Below are 17,107 nucleotides of genomic sequence, written 5' to 3'. Positions count from 1 at the left end.
TCACAGAAGGACCCAGATCATGAAACATGTTCGATCGATCAATTCGCTGCGCGCTGCGTTTGTGGCAGGTGCGCTTCTGACAGGCGTACCCTTTGCCGAATCGGCTTCGCTTGTCGYCCCTGAGGCCGGAGTGCACACGGCCTCGGTCTCGTCCCGCGATGTCACTTATAAATCGATGACCATCGACGGGCTTAACATAGCTTATCGCGAAGCGGGCGACCCCAACGCGCCTAAGCTCGTGCTACTGATGGGATTCCCGGCATCCGGCCATCAATACCGGAAGCTCATCGACGAGTTGTCCGACCGCTTTCATCTCATCGCTCCCGATTATCAAGGCTTCGGGGCCAGCGATGCGCCCAACCCGGCAGACTATGAGTACACCTTCGACAAGCTCGCCGATACGACCAAGAAGTTGCTGGTCGCCAAGGGCTTCGACCATTTCGGGCTTTATGCCCAGGACTATGGTGGCCCGGTCGGCTTCAGAATCGTTACCGAAACGCCTGCCAAGCTCGATTGGCTGATCATCCAGAATACCAACGCATATCCGGAGGGTTTTTCGGCGGCGTGGGACGGCTTCCGCAAGAAGCTGTGGCTCGACCGCTCGGCTGAGAATGAAAAGCCGCTGGCGGCATTTCTGACACACGACGGCATCAAGGGCATTTACCTGGCCGGCGCCGCCCATCCCGAACTGATCAGCCCGGACAATTGGGAATATGACTACGGCATCATGGCCCGTCCCGGTCACGTGCGGCTAAACCTCGACCTGTTCTATGACTATCGCAAGAACGCCGAGCTATACCCTGTGTGGGAGAAATTCCTCCACGATCATCAGCCGCAGACGATTATATTCTGGGGCCAGCATGATCCATTTTTCACTCCCGAAGGTGGGGAAGCCTATCTGCGTGATTTGCCTAAGGCAGAGATGCATCGGCTGGACGCCGGCCACTTTGCCGCGGAAGACAACGCGCCATTCATCGCCGCGAGCATGAAAACTTTCTACGACAAGACGGTCAAAGAGACAGAGTGAGGGTCCCGCCGGGCCGCCGTTCTCTGCTCGATCGGCGGCCCGCCCCGTTCGCATTTTCCTCCCGTCAAAGGGAGTGGGTGATGGGTGATGACCAAGTTTGGTATGCTCATTCCTCGGGGCGAGCGCGACATTGCGCTCAAAGGCCAACGCGGCAACTCATTTGATGCCTTGGCGCGAGACATCTCAATTCCGATGTCGATGCGCTCGACCGTTGGCCTGAAGGTCCGCTTCTGTTCGCTACAGCCTCAAACCTGCCGGTCCGCCTACGGCCAGTCCCGGTCGTTCAGGAATGCATGTCCGAACGGCTTCTGCTAGCGCTTTCCTGACCTCCCGTCTGTAGACGCCTTGGGTCAGCCCGCGACCCTTGTGACGGCCATGCAAAGGGCCTCAAGGTGGCGCACAGCGGACCACATCTGCCTGTAGGCGGACGAGCGCCGACAGGCCATGCGTGAACTGGCTTCTGAGGGTCTTGGGTTGATGCAACGAAGTTGCCATTCGTCTCGTCGATGGGACCGAGCAAGTAGCGCCAGGAGCGGACATCTGGCCATTGTCGAAGTGAAGCGATCGCCCGAGCGACCTTTTGCTCAGTAGCCAAACGCCGTTCGGCACACTTGTGTGCTAACCTGGGCGCTTGATCCTGCCTAGAAGGGACCTTCATGGAGCGGAAGCTTGCGGCCAGGGTGAGGACGAGGCCACGGTCCACGGGACGCAAAAGCCGGTCGAATGCATGCGGCGGCCGCTGCTGAACAACAGCGTCACAGGTTCCTCCGTCTACGAGCCCTTCTCCGGCAGCGGCACCACCATCATTGCCGCGGAGACCACCGGCCGGTCCTGCTTCGCCATGGAGCTCGATCCTCGTTACTGCGATGTCGCGGTAGAGAGGTGGCAGAACTTCACAGGGCGCAAGGCAGTTCTGGAGTCCAGTCGTGTCGACGTCGCCGATGTTCATTCCGGCCGATCCGCGGCCTGATCTTGTTGGAGCGGGCATAACCACCATGCAGGGGATGAGCGAGCGCCAGTATGCCGCCCGTGCCGGGGTCTCCCGCGGCGCCATACAGAAAGCCAGGATTGCCGGACGGCTCGTGCTGTTTGAGGATGGCTCGATTGATCGAGCAGGATCCGACGCACGCCGGGCAGCTCTGACCGATCCTTCAAAGCAGAGGCACTCCCCGCCCCGGCCCAAACTGAAGGCAGTACCGGAGGAGGCACTATCGGCCGTTGGCGAGACATTGCGCGAACAGGGGCTTTCGGCGCCTGTCGTGGGCGGCTCGACCACCTTCCTGCAGGCAAAGACGGCTAATGAGGTGCTGAAGGCGCAGGAGCGCCGGCTAAAGCTTCAGAAGCTGAAGGGCGAGCTTGTCTCGCTCGATCGCGCCAAGACCCTGCTGTTCCGGCTGGCGCGGGAGGAACGTGAGGCCTGGGTGAACTGGCCCGGACGTGTCGCGGCGATCCTTTCGGCCGAACTGGGTGTGGATGCCGCCACCATGCACCAGCTTCTGGAGAGCCAGGTGAGAGCCCATCTGGCGGAGTTGGCCGATGTCCGCACTGACTTCCGATGAGGTTCTGCAAGAAGGCCTGTTCCACTTCGAAGGCGTCGATGAATTGAAGTCGTCCTGGCGCGAGGGCCTGCGCCCCGACCCGTTCATGACGGTATCGGGATGGGCCGACCGGCACCGCATGCTGGCGGCAAGAGCTTCCGCCGAGCCGGGCCGCTACCGAACCAGCCGCACGCCCTACATGCGCGAGATCATGGACGCCTTGTCGCCCGGCTCTCCTGTGCAGCGGGTCGTGTTCATGAAGGCCGCCCAGGTCGGCGCAACCGAGGCCGGCAACAACTGGATCGGCTTCATCATCCATCAGGCGCCGGGACCGATGCTGGCCGTGCAGCCGACAGTCGAGCTTGCCAAGCGCAACTCCCGTCATCGCATCGATCCGCTGATCGAGGAGAGCCCTGCCTTGCGCGACCGGGTGGAGCCGACGACGCCAGCCGCACCCACGCCGCCGTCATTGACCTTAGGCTCGAACGCTCAAACAACGAGTTCGCAAAGCCGGCACCTCACGCGCAGGACAAGGCGGGTTCGCCTGAGCCGCTGGATGGAGTGACGAAGCGCTTGCTGAGATAAGGCGCCATCTCAAATAAATCAGTCTAGCAGACACAACAAAGTCTTTGTCACCGGCTCGCCGGTTATTCACCTTGTTCCAAGTTACGCTGTATCCGCCGGCAAATTTTGCTGCAATCGCCAGCGTTGCATGTCAAGATGGGCTGGGCAAAGGGTGGGGATTGTACATGCACACGGCAATGAGCCAGAAACTGGCGAGCTATGGCCAGTGGACGTATCGCGGTGCGTGGGCACTTGAAATCGTTGCGGCGATCATCGGTCTAACAACCGGCGTCGCTCTGAGTTACCGCGGCTTTGTTGCCAATCAGGCGGCGGACTCAATGGACCTTGTCCTTGCAAGTGCCCCGTTCTTTATGATCGCGATTGCAGAGCTGACGAAAATCCCAATCGCCACGCTTCTGTTCGGCGCCTCGTGGATTTGGAAACCTGTTATCCTGGCGTTTCTGCTCGTATTGGCCGGCATCACTTTTGAGACAGTCCTACTCGGATTGGAGCGTGCCAGCACAATGCGCGAAGTGCAGTATGCCAACTTCGCTAACCAAACTAAAGGACTTCAGCAAGAGCTCGAGAATCTCAAGGCTGCAGCCGAAAGCTTGCGAAACACTGACGACGAGGCAAAAGCCCGAAGCGATCTGGAGCAGCTCGGTGGATTGGCTGACATCGAGCGCGACAAATTGCGTGCACGGATAACAGAGGTTGACGAAGAGCTGCAGGCCGCAACCACCCTTTCACCAGCGGCAGCGCGAGCCAAAGAATATCTCGAAGAGAAACTAGCAGCGCTAAGCGCACTGGTGGAACGGCGCGATCGAGAGATCAAGGACGCCGTGGAGCAGTTCGAGCGACAGCGGGATAGCTACGTTGAGCGCATAAAGAGCGCACGCGAAACAGGCGACCTTGCATCAGTGCAGCGCAACGAAGAAGGGCTGAACAAGCTGACTAACCCGCGGCCCAAAAAAGAGGCCGAATTCGCGCCGAAACTGGCTGAATTGGAGCCCGCAGTCGCCGCGGCCCGCGCTGAATATGAGAGGCTGCGAAAAGATAGTCCTCCGATGACCCCCGAAGACAAACAGCGCCTTGAGGCTAGGCGCAACGATCTGGAGAAACTCTACGACGGTACCGCTGCCGATTGGGATCGTAAACTTGACGAGGCACGTACTGGGCTAGCGGCCGCTCAAGAAGCCGCCACTCGCAAGTCAGAGACGCTCGCGAAGAACCAGCAGCGGCAAGAGGCCATCGCGACGGAACTGAGCCGCCTGGAAACAGAGCGCCTCCCGGTTGCTCGCAACGATCAGATCCGTAGGCTGGCAGCTCGCTGGTATGGGGTGAAGCCAGAAGACGTTACAGAACCCCAGGCCGGCACGGTTTCGACGATCTGGTTCGCCTCGCTTGCATTCATCGCCGCACTAGCGGGGCCGATCACGGCGATGGTCGCGCTGGCCCTACAACGCATCGGCGCACAGGCCGAGGTTCAGAGTGATAGCAAACTCTCGCGTTTGCTACGCCGAATGCTGCTGCGCTGGCGTTGGCGCCGTGTCCGGAAAGTACCCGTGCAGGTGCCGGTCGACAGAGAAGTCGAGAGGCGCGTCGAGGTTCCTGTCGAAGTCGAGAAGGTCGTCAAAGAGATCCTCTATGTCCCAATCCTCACTGACGACCCGGAAGCATTACGCCGGGCATTGGATCGGGAACTGCCCCCGGAAGTAGTCGATCTAGTGAAGGTTTCTGCGAAGGGACAGTACGACCGCATAGAGAAAGCCCTAGCAGGTGAACTGCAATTGGACTTTGACGAGCCGACAACGGGGGCGAAACGGGGTAGTAGACGTGCTCGTACGACATAACACCAAGCTTCTCGAACAAGCGATAGATCTGCAGATCAAACGGTCGGCTATTCCAACTCTGCAGGCAGAAGCAGATGCACACGACAAGATCGCTCGTGCCAATGCATTTCGGCGAATGGCTAGCGGCGCTGCAATCGCAATAGCCGCTATTGGGATCGGTGTGGGTGTGTGGCTGGTCTTTGACCGCGACCCAACAATGATCCAACCGGAGCCGCCGGTCGCCCAAAACCAACCGTCAAACCCGAACGAGAACCAGCCAAAAGAGACAAAGAAATCAGAAGACGGAGCTCCGGGTGGCGAGACAGTTGCCGAGGAGGGCAAGACAGACAAGCCGAAGTCGCCGTCAAACGAGCAGCAGACGCCGCCGCCCACAGACCCAGCCAATCCAGATACGTTCGATTTCGTAAAGTTCGCCAATCGCCAAGTGACTTACGCTGGCAACACTTGGCAACTCGAGTCCGGTCATCACTTCGACAGTGAGAAAGATCCAACTTGGGACACCGCTTGGTGTTATACGCGGAGGCTGGCGAACACCGGAGTCGAGGTTCAGGTAAGGCTTGTCAACAGAACCTCACCTACATCGAAGCCGCAGGCACCGGTGTCATCGATCGAGACACTCGCGTCGGTGGGCCTTGACGACAATTCGGCGCGAGAACTCGCCAGCCGTTGCCTCTGGCTCGACGAGGCCAGTTTCGCGCCAAGCGATTTCGATATGGACCATGAGCGGAAAGAAGCAGCGACCGCGGCCGAAGAACTCTCCGTGCAGGACGGATGGGACGCGATCGGAAACGATCTGCCGGGTATGCCTGCTTGGAATGTCTCGCTTGAGCAGTGTCAGGCCCAATGCGAAGCAGATCGCCGCTGCTTAGCACTCACCTACGATAAGAAGCACTCCGCCTGTTTCATGAAAAATAACGGGTCGATTCTGGTTAGGAGTCCTGATGCTGTGACGGCGGCGAAGGGAGCCATTAAGGCGAATCTTCAGTACTCCAGCCTTGTTTTCGCCAAGGACACAGTAGTCGTTGGGGGCGCTTACGCGAATGTACGGAGCAACTATGCCGACTGCGTATTGGCCTGCGCTGCTGATCAGAGATGTCTAGGTTTCAATTTTGACGGTCCGAACAAGATGTGCGCCGTGCTCGACACCGTGACATCATCGTCTCCCTTCAAGGGCGTGGTGTCGGGCGTTAAAGCCACCCGCAGTTGAATGGCATCGGCCCGAAAAACTGCGCAGAGAACGGAGCCATGACCGACAGTGACTCGAACATCCGTCACCGAAGACCTTGAAAGCGCCGCCGATCGCGTTGCGAATATGTCGCGGGGTGACCTACAGATTATCCTTCGACACGCGGCATTGATGCTCTTGTCCGCCGCCCTACTCGTTGTCGCCCAGCCAGCCACGGCTAAACCGATGGTTGGCGTTCCGTCTGTCGTTGACGGCGACACGATCGAAATCCATGGGCAGCGAATTCGCCTCAATGGTATCGACGCGCCCGAAAGTGCTCAACTTTGCCTGGACGCGGGCAGAAGGAACTACCGGTGCGGGCAAAAAGCGTCCCTCGCCCTTGCGGATTTTCTAAAAGTTCACAGTCCGACTTCGTGCATTGAGGTCGACCGCGACCAGTTCAGGCGCATGGTGGCCGTCTGCACTGCTGGCGGCATCGATATTGGGGAATGGATGGTCAGACGGGGCTACGCGCTTGATTGGCCGAAATACAGCGACGGATTCTATGTCAGGGCTCAAAATGAAGCTAGGGCAGCAAAACGCGGCATGTGGGCCGGGTCGTTCGAAAGGCCTTGGGAATGGCGAAAGCAGATGACGGTCCAATAGGCTACTTGCGCAAATAGCTCTTGGCCCCCGAAGAAGTAACGACCTATCGCCTGTTCGGCTTCGGCATAATCTCCTCGATCTGCGCCTTAACTCCGTCTTGGACCTTCGCCTGTTCCATCGCATCCGCTTCGGCCTTGTCCTTGGTGGCCAGCACGGTGCGCTAATGCGTTGTCGAACACGCTTACGATGCAGGTTGTTACAGGCTTGTCGCGTAGGCGTTCGGCCTTGTGATGCCGCGGCGGCGCGCGTTTTGATTTAGCGCAAGGACGGTGGGGGGCAGCCGGGAGCAGGGATAGCGGCTGCGATGTTGGAGCGCTTCTGCTGCCGTCCTGAGGAGATTGTCATGAAATCCATATCGAGGAGAGCAGTGCTCGGGCTTGCTGCCGCAATGCTAATGGCCGGCAGTGCCGGCGCCGTCCAGGCTACTGCGATTGTCCAGGTCTCCCTGTGGGACAAAGGGGCGAATGCGGAAATGCCGATGGGTCTCGCTTATGCGGCACCGGGCATTGATCTCGCCAAGGCGACCATGGGTATCAAGGCTTCTCCGGGTTCGGTGAAGGCGGGCGAGGTCACATTCAAAGTGAAGAACGACTCCAAGGACACCATTCACGAGATGATCGTGATGTACCTTGCCGCGCCCGGCAAGCTGCTTCCTTACCTTGAGGCCGAGAACCGGGTCGACGAAGACAAGTCCGGAGACAAGGGCGAGGTGTCGGAACTCGATCCCGGCAAATCAGGCACATTGACCGTCGATCTGAAGGCTGGAAAATACCTGCTTATCTGCAACGTGCCGGGTCACTATGGAGCTGGCATGTGGACCGAATTCACAGTCGAACGATAAGAATGAGCGCCTCTTCACCTGAGGCGTGATCTCCTCGATCTGCGCCTTGTCGCCGATCTCCTTGGCCATAGCCCGCGCCTTGGAGGAGTGTCAGCGCACTGGGGCGATGGGGAGCTATCGGCGTCCACCCCGTCTATATTCGCCGGGATCCATAAAGTTCCCTGCCCACAAGTTACGTTTGGCAATGCGGGCTTCGCGTTCTTCGGCAAGGTATCGAGGCGCTTGTTTGTCGGCCACCGCCAATCCGTGTTTCACCAGGTCGCGTCCCAGATCGATGCCTCCCACGAAGCAGACGCCGACTTCGTTGTCATAGCGGTCCTTGCCTTCGATGGTGCAGGATACATCCCCTGCGGCAATGAGATGGCGAATGTGGTCACGCGCATACCTCCCGCAGGGCCAGATCTTGTCAGCGGCATCAAAACACGCCTGCGAAAGTTCGGGGGCATCGATACCAAGCAACTGAACTCGTTTCTTGTCATGCCACAGCGTGTCGCCGTCATGAGCAAACCAATGCTCTCCTGCGGACACGGTGCCACACGTGAGCAAGAAGGCAAAAGAGAGGGTCAACCTACACATCGGTCATCCGCTTCCCCCTGCTGAGAGCCCGCGCCACTTGCGGGAGGCGCGGGCCGATCGGTAGCCGGTGAAAGATCCCGATCTTAAGGCAGTGATGGGGTGAGCATCACTTGCCGCAAGCAAAAATAGTTAGAGATTGCTAATGTTCCGTCAAGCCGGTTTGGTTCGATCAAGGGCCGGACTCTAATCGCAGCTGGATGACAGTTCAGGGGCAGGTCACCTGCCGAATTGCCCTTTCTAGCGCCGTTCTGCGCTATGGAACGGCAACGCGGGAAATTCCGCGCTGAACGTTCGTCCTCCGCTTTAGCCGTAAACATCCACGCCTGTTTTGCGAAACCCCTCGAGCCACAATTCACGGTCTTCGGCCAGCGCACACATGCCTGCACAATTGCGGGCGAATGCCGGAATATCGAAACCTGTCGGTGCCTCGCCTAGAATTGCTTTTGCCTCATCGATCCTCCCCAGTTGGGAAAGGCACATCGACTGAAGCAATCTTACATAGAAAGGTGCGCCGTTAACTGTTTTGTAGGTCTTAAGGGCTCCTTCAAAGTCACGCATTAGATACCGTACGTCTGCCAAGATAACGGTCCATCCCGGCGGCACGCGTGGCTCAGCCCGATATACACGTTCAATTATTTCCCGTGCGCGATTGTGTTCGCCTATGAAGGCGAGAACTAGTGCGCGTGTGGCGGCTGTGGAGATGTCACGCGGATTGAGTAAACTTGCACTATCAGAGTATCGTCTTGCATTGTCTCCATCACCGAGCATTAGGTACGCAGCTGCTACCTGTTCAAGCACGTAGGCGTCTGTCTTGTCGGCAGCGATAGCTCTTTCAGCGTATCCGCGAGATAGTTCGGCGATTTTCATATGAGTGTCACGTGCGGATCCGGTGAATCGTCTATAGCCATACAGGCCACTCAACATGGCCAACGCTCTCGCATATTGAGGATCAACTTTGATCGCCTGATTCAGGCAGCTTATAGCATCCTCCTCATCGCCATTTCTCGAAGCCTGCCTGCCGCGCAACCACAAACTATAGGCGGTGGTGCTTGTCGTCGGATTTCGCTGACGAGCTTTGCTTGCTGCTTCATCTAGATTGTAAAAAAGCCGACCAAGAATAGCATCAACGATCTCGTCCTGAACTTGAAATATGTCTTCAATTTTCCGATCGAAGTTTTCTGCGAACGCATGAGTCCCAGTTTGAACGTCAATGAGTTGAACTGTAGCACGGACCCTGTTGCCGGCTTGCCGAATGCTTCCCTCGATCACAAAATCAGCCCGAAGCTTGCGGCCTATCTCAGCCACGTTTATGGACCGATCCTTAAACAGAGCTGTCGTGTTACGTGCAATCACTGACAGATGTTGATAGTGGGAAAGCTCCGTGATTATGTCCTCGGTTATTCCATCCGAGAAATAGTCTTGTGCGGGGTCGCCAGACATATTTGCGAACGGCAATACCGCCACCGTCGTACGCTCGTTGCCCCTTAAAAATTGGGGTTCTTGGACTCCTTCTGCGTCGCTGGGCCTGATGCGATAGGCGCGAATTGTTCGGGATATATTCTTGAGGGAGCTTTCCCCAATATCCTCGATTGAAATCTCGAGCTTTCCTTGAATCGCGTCGTACATTTGGCCCGAAATGCAAATACCTCCCGGCTCGGACAGGGTTTCAAGCCGAGCGGCGATGTTAACACCGTCACCGTAGACATCCGACTCGTCCTCTATGATGTCGCCTAGGTTAATGCCTATCCGCAATCTGATCCGGTTAGCGTCTGCTAGCGTTTCATTTGCCTTGGCCATGCGGAGCTGAAGGTCAAGTGCACAACTCACCGCATTTACTGCGCTAGCAAATTCGGCCAGGATTCCGTCGCCCATGAACTTGACAATTCGACCTGCGTGCTCTCGAACGGCCGGCACCACGATCTCCCTTCGCCGTTCCTTGATCACATCAAAAGTGCCGAGTTCATCCGCCTCCATGAGGCGGGAGTAACCAACCACGTCGGCCACTAGGATGGCAGCCAAACGGCGCTGCGCAGCAGTTCCAACCACGCCGACCAACCTCTTCGTTCCCATCACCCCTAACCAGTCTACAACACGGCGCAAATGTCTGCCAGAAACTTGCCTCAAGACGGTCGAGCAGGTTTTTGGCGCGCGTGGTTCGCCCTGGACGCCGGAGACAGCGACCCTGGCGTGCGATCAGCTAACAATTGCCGTTGTCGCCCCGACAAACGCCCGACAGCGGCGTTTTATCCGTGGCCGGTGTTTGCGAGCCACCATGCTCCCCACGCCGCGACATGGCCCTGCCTCGTACTTGCTGGCAGCAGCACGTTCCTCAGCTTCATGAAGATCTTCGCCCGCCATTGCAGCGGTTCCGCGCCATAACTTTGCGGCGGTGCTGGAACGATCGAGTCCACTGTTGCCGGTCCGGTCGCCACGGCGCCGCCCTCCCTGGGCCTGCCCTCGTCCGGGGGAAGCGCCGGCAGACTAATGGCTAAGGGGGGACCTCCTTCAGCCGGCGCGCAATGGCGAAGAGGTTTTAAGCCGCGCCACGCATCAAAGTAGCACCGACCCATGTTGGGCTTCCATCCAATCAATTGGATGACGCGGGCTCATCTATATTAGCTAACGCTTAACGAAGCCGCTGGCCGTGAGCGATGATCGGGTGTACGTTCTTCGATCCGTATCGGCGGAGGGACAGCCGCATGCGTGGTCTGATCGGCAGCTTGCTCATTTGTCTGGGGACGCTCTCAACCACCCAGGCCGGTCCGCTTCATGATGCGGCCAAGAGCGGCGATCTAAATGCAATTGCGTCGGCGCTTGATGCCGGCGCCAATATTGAGGAGCAGGAGAAGGGCGCCACGCCGCTCTTCCTGGCTGTGCGCAGCGGCCACGCGGAGGCCGCGGAACTACTGATCAAGCGCGGCGCCGATGTCAACAAGGAGTCGGCGCTCGGCATGCCGATGACGGTTGCCGTGCTGAAGGACGCCGCCGACATGATCCGGCTGCTGCTGGCGCATGGCGCAGACGCCAATGGCACGACGCGGGGCGAGCCGATGCTGACCCTCGCCGTCGCCAACGGCTGTCTCGACTGCGTCAAGGTGCTGGTCGAGGCCGGCGCCGACGTCAATGCCATCTGGATCCAAGGTGACCCCGCCCAGCGGCCGAGCATCATCACGCCCTACCACCTTGCCAGGCACGACGACCATGCCGACATCGCCGCCTACCTCAAGGCCCATGGCGTCGTCATCCTGAAACCGGAGCCGATTTCCGCCAAGCTGGCGGCCGGCGACCCTGCAAAGGGCGCGACGTTCTTTGCCTCCACCTGCGCCCCCTGCCATGTCGTACGGCCAAAGGACAATTCTACCGTAGGGCCGAACCTGTGGGACGTCGTCGGACGCGACAAGGCCTCAACGAAGTTCGACCGCTACTCCAAGACCCTGCTGGCCTGGGATGGGTCTTGGACCTACGAGGATCTCAACACCTTCCTCGCTGGTCCGACGCTGACCACGCCCGGCGTCAACATGGAATTCCGCGGCGTGCCCGATGAAGCCGACCGGCTGAACGTGATCGCCTATCTGCGAACGCTCGCTGGCTCGCCGGTTCCGCTGCCCTGATCTGCATGGCCGGCGCGCGGTTTGTACGGGATTGAAGTCCAGGAAGGCGCCAGTTGGTCGAACTTCACCAGCGAAGGGAGGTTATTGTCATGCATATGGCAGCAGGGCCGGATTGTCGACGGCAAAACCGCCGAGAAGTAGCTGCTGGATCCAGTCGCCGACCAGCGGGATGGCGCTGAAGAAGCCGGTGATGACGGTGGCGCCCCAAAAGCTCATCTGGCCCCAGGGCAGCACGTAGCCCATGAAGGCCGTCGCCATCATCAACAGCAGGTTGGTGCAACCGAGTACCCACAGAAGCTCACGCGGCGCCTTATAGGAACCGTAATAGAGCCCGCGGCAGATGTGGATGTAGACGGCGATGAAGAAGAATGAGGCGCCGTTCGAATGCAGGGAGCGCAGCAGCCAGCCCGAATTCACGTCTCGCACAATCTTCTCGACCGAATTGAAGGCCAGCCCCGTATCCGGGGAGTAATGCATCGCCAGCACGATGCCGGTCAGAATCTGCGATGCCAGCATGATCGTGAGAATACCGCCGAACGTATAGGCGTAATTCAGGTTGCGAGGGACGGGGTAGACGATGAAGGAATCATTCACCAACCGCGGCAGCGGCAGGCGAGCGTCGAACCAGCGTTCGATACCGGTCTTTGGCGTATAGGTCGAGTGTCCCTCGCTCATCGAATTATCCCTTATCGGAAATGAACTTGAATACCGGCACGACCATGTTTTCCGGCGCCGGGCGGTTCGGCCGTGTCGTACTGCGAACCGTGGCACGGGCAGAACCAGCCGCCAAAATCGCCTTCCTGGCCCAGCGGAATGCAGCCCAGATGCGTGCAGACCTGCACCATCACCATCCAGGCTTCCTTGCCGGGCGTGGTGCGGTTGGCGTCGGTCGCAGGCGCATCGGCCGGTAGATTGGCGTTGCGGGCGATCGGATCCTTGAGGTCGGCAAGATTGACGGCCTCGCCGTCCCTCATCTCCCGCTCGGTGCGGTTGCGCACCACGACCGGCTTGCCGCGCCATTTGACAATGAGCGACATGCCAGGCGTCAGCGAGGAGACGTCGACCTCGACGGGGGCCGGGGTCTCGGTGGGCGATGTGCGTTCGGCGGTGCCGGCTTCGAGTCCGGAAAAGTCTGCCATGATGCGACTCCTGTTGTTGGAAAAGCTGCTTCATCGCCTCAGCCGTAAGGGGCAAAGCAAGCCACGGCGTTGCTTTTCTGGCTTCCTTAACAGCGGTCAGTAATCCCACCAGGCCGGTACCCAACGAAACAGGTCGCCGGCGGCCGCCACCCGGCCTACGGAGGGGAACGGCATATGCGTGGCCACCAGCAAGGAGCCGGTTTCCGCCAGCTCCCGCATAAGACGGACCCGAACGCGGGTCGCCTCCTCCGGGTCGTGTTCGAAACCGTTGTGCCACTCGGGGTGGTCGAACGAGACCGGGAACAGGGCGTCGCCGGCAAACATCAGCCGGTCGCCGCCGGAGGCCAAGCGGACCACGCTGTGCCCGGGAGTGTGGCCGCCGGTGCGAGTGATGACCACCCCTGGTGCCACCTCGTGCTCCGCCTCGAAGGTCCGCAGATGGCTTTGGTACTCGTCCAGAAACTGACTGGCTGCCCGGCGAGCCACGTCCGAGAGCACCGGGCCCATGGCGGTGCGGGAGAAATCGGGCGCTGCCCAGAACTTGGCCTCGGCGGCGGACGCGTGGATTCGCAGGTCCGGACGCAGCCTATCCTTCACCCCGTCGACGAGCAGACCGCCGACGTGGTCAAAGTGCATGTGGGTAAGCACCACGTCAGTCACGGATGCGAGGTCGATGCCGGCGGCCTCCAGTCGCTGGACCAAAAAACCGGCCCTGGGGAAGTCCGGGACTTCCACCCCCAACCCACTGTCGATGAGTATGGTCCGGCCGGCGCTACGCACGACGACCGCATTCAGCGCCCAATCGAACGCGTCCCGCGACAAGAACATGTCGTCCAGCCAAGCCGCTCGAACGGCCGGGTCGGCGTTGGTGGCCATTGACTCGGAGGGCGGCGTTACCACGCCATCGCTGATGATCAGCACCTCAATGTCGCCGATCTGCACCGCGTAGCGCGACGGGACCAACTCGTCGAGCGCCGGTCCAATGCCGTCCATTTTCTTGATCACGTTCATTTGTCTGTGTTCCTTCCATTGTGTCGTTGTTCACGGGCTTGTCGTAAGGAGCCAGGTTGGCGGATGGTTGCCTTGCTAGCGGGAACTTCCCGGCCGGTAACACAGTTCACCCAGGGAGGTCCTCCGGTTTGCAGCGAGCTTGCCGTGTGGCAGGCCGGTGGACTGGCCGACCTCGACGAGGTAGCCGTCCGGGTCACGCATGTTCAGCGGAGCTCCGCTCCGGCGGTGGCCGAGTCAGGATTGCGGGCACCGCGCGCAGCCTTTGCAGGATGCAGGACGGGCGCTGCCGCGCGCCTCGTCCATAAGGCGACGAATGGTGAGCGCGCAGCGTCCGCACTTGGGGCTGCAGCCGAGACAGCCATAGACTTGGCTGGCCGAGCGCGGCCGCTCCGCCTTTACAGCCGAGCGGACATCTTGATCGGTCAACGCATTGCACGAACAGACGATCATGGGGCCACGTTTCTCGACGGCGATGATATCTAGCCTGGTTCCGGTCTTAGCCCAGCAAGCGGTCAGTAGTCCCAGACAACCGGTACGCACCGAAAAACGTCGCCGTCCACTGCCACATGGCAGAGTGACGGGAACGGCAGGTGAGTAGCCACCAGCGGCTCGCGGTTCGCCGCGAGCTCGCGCATAAGACTGACGCGGACGCGGGCCGCCTCCTCAGGGTCGTGTTCGAAGCCGTTGTGCCAATCGGGATGGTCGAACCCGACCTGGAATATGAGGTCACCGGCGAACGTCAGCCGGTCGTCGCCTGACGTCAGGCGGACAACACWGTGCCCGGGGGTGTGACCGCCGGTGCGACGGACGACCACCCCTGGCGCCACCTCGTGTTCGTCTTCGAACGGGCGCAGCTGGCTGCGGTACTCATTCACGAACCGCTTGGCTGCCCGCCGAAGCGCGTCCGGGAACCCCTGTGGCATGGAGACACGGGAGAAGTCGGGTGACTCCCAAAACTTGAGCTCAGCGGCTGCCACGTGAATCCGCAGGTCCGGACGCAGCCGCTCCTTCACTCCGTCGACGAGCAGCCCGCCAATGTGGTCCATGTGCATGTGGGTCAGCACCACGTCAGTCACTGATGCGAGATCGATGCCGGCGGCCTCAAGTCGATGAATCAACTGGCCGGCCCGGGGCAAGTGCAAGTCCGGGTCCGCCCCTAGCCCAGCGTCGACGAGAATGGTCTGGCCGCCGCTGCGCACCACGACCACGTTCAGCGGCCACTCGAGCATCTCCGGCGACAGGAACTCGTCCTCCAGCCAGGCTGCCCGGACGGCCGGGTCGACATTGTATGCCATAGTCTGGGATGGAATTGGTAGTATTCCATCGCTGACAATCAACACGTCAATCTCGCCGACCTTGAGTGCGTAGCGCGACGGAACCAGCTCGTCGGGCCCCGGTCGACTGGAGTGTGAAATGTCGTCCATGCTGATGTTTGTGTTCATCTTTGTCTCCTGTTGATCGCCTTTGCCACGGCAATATCGGCCGCCTCCACCGTGGCCCCCGTGGAATGGCACGCGCCTCCATGGACGGCCGCTCGGCGTCTGCTGAGGAGATTGCGCCGCAGCAGCCTGCGCGAACATCGAACGGAAGCGTCAGTCATGCCATGCAAAGGTCTATGGCAGACCCTTCGCGAGCTTGGGTGACCCCGCGCAGAAATCAGAAGGCCCGCTTTGTCCAAGCTAACGGCCGCTGTGCTTCTTGCCAGTCGGCGGTACACCTACGTGGGGGACATCCTGTTCCGCGGTATTAGCCGCCCACGGCCTTGATGCAGTCGACTTCACGCGCGCCCTCAACATAGCGTTCTGATGGCTCTTATCGGCTCGCTGGTCGATCGAGCAAATGTGGAGTGCGGGCATATCAAGCAGAGAACCGACGGAGAGACCAATGTCCAAGACCATCATGCTGATCCACGGCGCCTGGCTGAACGCCCATTGCTGGGAAGGCTTCAAGGCTCGTTACGAAGCCAGGGGCTACACTGTCGCCGCCCCGGCTTGGCCGCTCGACGACCGATCTCCCACCGAGCTGCGTGCGTCCCCGAACCCCGCCCTCGCCCAGGTCGGCATCAACGAGCTTATCAATCACTACGATCGGCTCATCCGCACGTTGCCCGAGCCACCAATCCTGATCGGACACTCGTTCGGCGGTACCTCACGCAGCACCTGCTTGACCGGGGGCTCGGCGTGGCCGGCGTCGCCATCGACCCCGCGCCGACTTCCGGCGTTCTCGTTGGGTGGCAGACCATCAAGTCGACCTTCCCCGTATTCTTTTCCTGGGGGAGCTGGCGCCGCGTCATGACCATGTCGCGGAGATTCTTCAGTACGCGCTTCGCACAGACTGTGCCGGCAGGGCAGGTCAACACCATTTACGACCGCTACATCGTCCCCACGCCGGGGAAGATCTACTGGGACGGTCTGGTCTCGGCCGCAGGGAAGATCCTCTGGGACAACCCCAATCGCGCGTCTCTGCTGCTCATTGGCGGGGGCCTCGACCTCATTGCCCAGGCCAAGATGACCAAAGCCATGTTCGAGAAGCAGAAGCAGGCGCCGTCGAACACCGAGCTGAAAATCTATCCCAACCGCTCACACTGGACCTGTCTTCAGCCGGGCTGGGAGGAGGTCGCGGACTTCGCGCTCGATTGGGCTGCGAAGAACGCCCGCGCGCCCAAGATTCTGCCGCTTCAGGCAGCCTAGCCGCCCTGAATATCGGCGGCGATTGCCCATCACGAGGTGCAGGACGTCATCACTTAAGTAGAATGAGCTCGATGTGCGTTCTAATAAACCTCCTTTTGCCAAGGTCCGTAACGCGGGGAGAAGCGCCAGGAACATGGAGCCGATCAGATGACTCAAGACAACAAGACTGTCTGGCCTCCGCTGCGCTACGCCGACTGGACTGGGACCCGTACAGCACGCACCTGTGGACGCAGATCGTCGCCAAGTATTACCTCGCGGACGCCTTGGCTGGAGCGAGGGGGCGTCGCAGGCGCCTCCCTTGAGGCGCCTCGGACTCGGCATCATCATCGGCTATCTGACCACAGGTGTCGTGACGGGTACCGGCCCTTTCGTTGAGCTATGCAAACATCCGGAGGAGTTGCTGCCCTTCGCGGAGACGATCAACTG

16 protein-coding genes and 2 pseudogenes are annotated in these 17,107 nt (G+C 60.0%); 11 read left to right on the top strand and 7 right to left on the bottom strand.

The features are described from left to right. Positions 1-19: 19 nt before the first annotated feature. The 8 genes from AC1D08_RS30815 (at position 20) to AC1D08_RS30780 (ending at position 7,654) form a co-directional block, all read left to right on the top strand. Complete coding sequence (locus tag AC1D08_RS30815) at positions 20-1,027, top strand: alpha/beta fold hydrolase (protein WP_477424876.1); 1,008 nt, start codon at positions 20-22, stop codon at positions 1,025-1,027. Positions 1,028-1,658: 631 nt separating this feature from the next. Continuing rightward, positions 1,659-1,997 carry a DNA methyltransferase gene (locus AC1D08_RS30810; RefSeq protein WP_477424874.1) on the top strand — a complete coding sequence of 113 codons (339 nt, stop codon included), beginning with the start codon at positions 1,659-1,661 and terminating at the stop codon, positions 1,995-1,997. Continuing rightward, positions 1,969-2,586 carry a hypothetical protein gene (locus AC1D08_RS30805; protein ID WP_477424872.1) on the top strand — a complete coding sequence of 206 codons (618 nt, stop codon included), beginning with the start codon at positions 1,969-1,971 and terminating at the stop codon, positions 2,584-2,586. Before AC1D08_RS30810 ends, AC1D08_RS30805 begins: the two co-directional genes overlap by 29 nt. Next, positions 2,564-3,130 (top strand): phage terminase large subunit family protein, encoded by a 567-nt coding sequence (locus AC1D08_RS30800; RefSeq protein ID WP_477424870.1) that lies wholly within the window; start codon positions 2,564-2,566, stop codon positions 3,128-3,130. The genes AC1D08_RS30805 and AC1D08_RS30800 overlap by 23 nt, the downstream gene beginning before the upstream one ends. Before the next feature lie 196 nt (positions 3,131-3,326). Next, on the top strand, positions 3,327-4,982 hold the full coding sequence (locus AC1D08_RS30795; protein WP_477424868.1) for an ABC transporter permease: 1,656 nt from the start codon (positions 3,327-3,329) through the stop codon (positions 4,980-4,982). Then, on the top strand, positions 4,966-6,189 hold the full coding sequence (locus tag AC1D08_RS30790; protein WP_477424867.1) for a PAN domain-containing protein: 1,224 nt from the start codon (positions 4,966-4,968) through the stop codon (positions 6,187-6,189). The genes AC1D08_RS30795 and AC1D08_RS30790 overlap by 17 nt, the downstream gene beginning before the upstream one ends. A gap of 48 nt (positions 6,190-6,237) precedes the next feature. Next, the gene (locus AC1D08_RS30785) at positions 6,238-6,813 is read left to right on the top strand and encodes a thermonuclease family protein (protein WP_477424865.1); all 576 of its coding nucleotides are present in this window, start codon (positions 6,238-6,240) and stop codon (positions 6,811-6,813) included. A gap of 304 nt (positions 6,814-7,117) precedes the next feature. Then, positions 7,118-7,654, top strand: a complete 537-nt coding sequence (locus tag AC1D08_RS30780) for a plastocyanin/azurin family copper-binding protein (RefSeq protein WP_477424863.1) — start codon at positions 7,118-7,120, stop codon at positions 7,652-7,654. 114 nt (positions 7,655-7,768) lie between these two features. Here AC1D08_RS30780 and AC1D08_RS30775 read toward each other — a convergent pair whose 3' ends face one another. Next, entirely contained in the window at positions 7,769-8,221 is a 453-nt protein-coding gene (locus AC1D08_RS30775) for a thermonuclease family protein (protein ID WP_477424861.1), read from the bottom strand. Positions 8,222-8,533: 312 nt separating this feature from the next. Next, positions 8,534-10,300, bottom strand: a complete 1,767-nt coding sequence (locus tag AC1D08_RS30770) for an adenylate/guanylate cyclase domain-containing protein (protein ID WP_477424860.1) — start codon at positions 10,298-10,300, stop codon at positions 8,534-8,536. 629 nt (positions 10,301-10,929) lie between these two features. Between AC1D08_RS30770 and AC1D08_RS30765 the strand changes: the two genes are divergently transcribed. Beyond that, positions 10,930-11,841, top strand: a complete 912-nt coding sequence (locus AC1D08_RS30765; protein ID WP_477424858.1) for an ankyrin repeat domain-containing protein — start codon at positions 10,930-10,932, stop codon at positions 11,839-11,841. Between the two features lie 102 nt (positions 11,842-11,943). Here the strand turns inward: AC1D08_RS30765 and AC1D08_RS30760 are convergent. From AC1D08_RS30760 to AC1D08_RS30740, 5 genes and pseudogenes are all read right to left on the bottom strand, one after another. After that, positions 11,944-12,516: pseudogene (locus AC1D08_RS30760) on the bottom strand (cytochrome b); the annotation flags it as partial. Positions 12,517-12,520: 4 nt separating this feature from the next. After that, positions 12,521-12,980: pseudogene (petA, locus tag AC1D08_RS30755) on the bottom strand (ubiquinol-cytochrome c reductase iron-sulfur subunit). Positions 12,981-13,076: 96 nt separating this feature from the next. Beyond that, positions 13,077-13,991, bottom strand: coding sequence for an MBL fold metallo-hydrolase (locus AC1D08_RS30750; protein WP_477424856.1), 915 nt, complete (start codon positions 13,989-13,991; stop codon positions 13,077-13,079). Positions 13,992-14,225: 234 nt separating this feature from the next. Further along, the gene (locus AC1D08_RS30745) at positions 14,226-14,441 is read right to left on the bottom strand and encodes a (2Fe-2S)-binding protein (protein WP_477424854.1); all 216 of its coding nucleotides are present in this window, start codon (positions 14,439-14,441) and stop codon (positions 14,226-14,228) included. A gap of 62 nt (positions 14,442-14,503) precedes the next feature. Beyond that, complete coding sequence (locus tag AC1D08_RS30740) at positions 14,504-15,433, bottom strand: MBL fold metallo-hydrolase (protein ID WP_477424852.1); 930 nt, start codon at positions 15,431-15,433, stop codon at positions 14,504-14,506. Between the two features lie 397 nt (positions 15,434-15,830). Between AC1D08_RS30740 and AC1D08_RS30735 the strand changes: the two genes are divergently transcribed. Then, positions 15,831-16,286: an alpha/beta hydrolase gene (locus tag AC1D08_RS30735; RefSeq protein ID WP_477424851.1), complete on the top strand. Its 456-nt coding sequence runs from the start codon at positions 15,831-15,833 to the stop codon at positions 16,284-16,286. Further along, on the top strand, positions 16,172-16,681 hold the full coding sequence (locus AC1D08_RS30730) for a hypothetical protein (RefSeq protein ID WP_477424942.1): 510 nt from the start codon (positions 16,172-16,174) through the stop codon (positions 16,679-16,681). The genes AC1D08_RS30735 and AC1D08_RS30730 overlap by 115 nt, the downstream gene beginning before the upstream one ends. The last annotated feature ends 426 nt before the right edge of the window (positions 16,682-17,107 follow it).

The organism is Mesorhizobium sp. P2_E6 (assembly GCF_056403835.1).
Note: the sequence above shows the minus strand (reverse complement) of the source record. Positions and strands in the feature narration are given on the sequence as shown.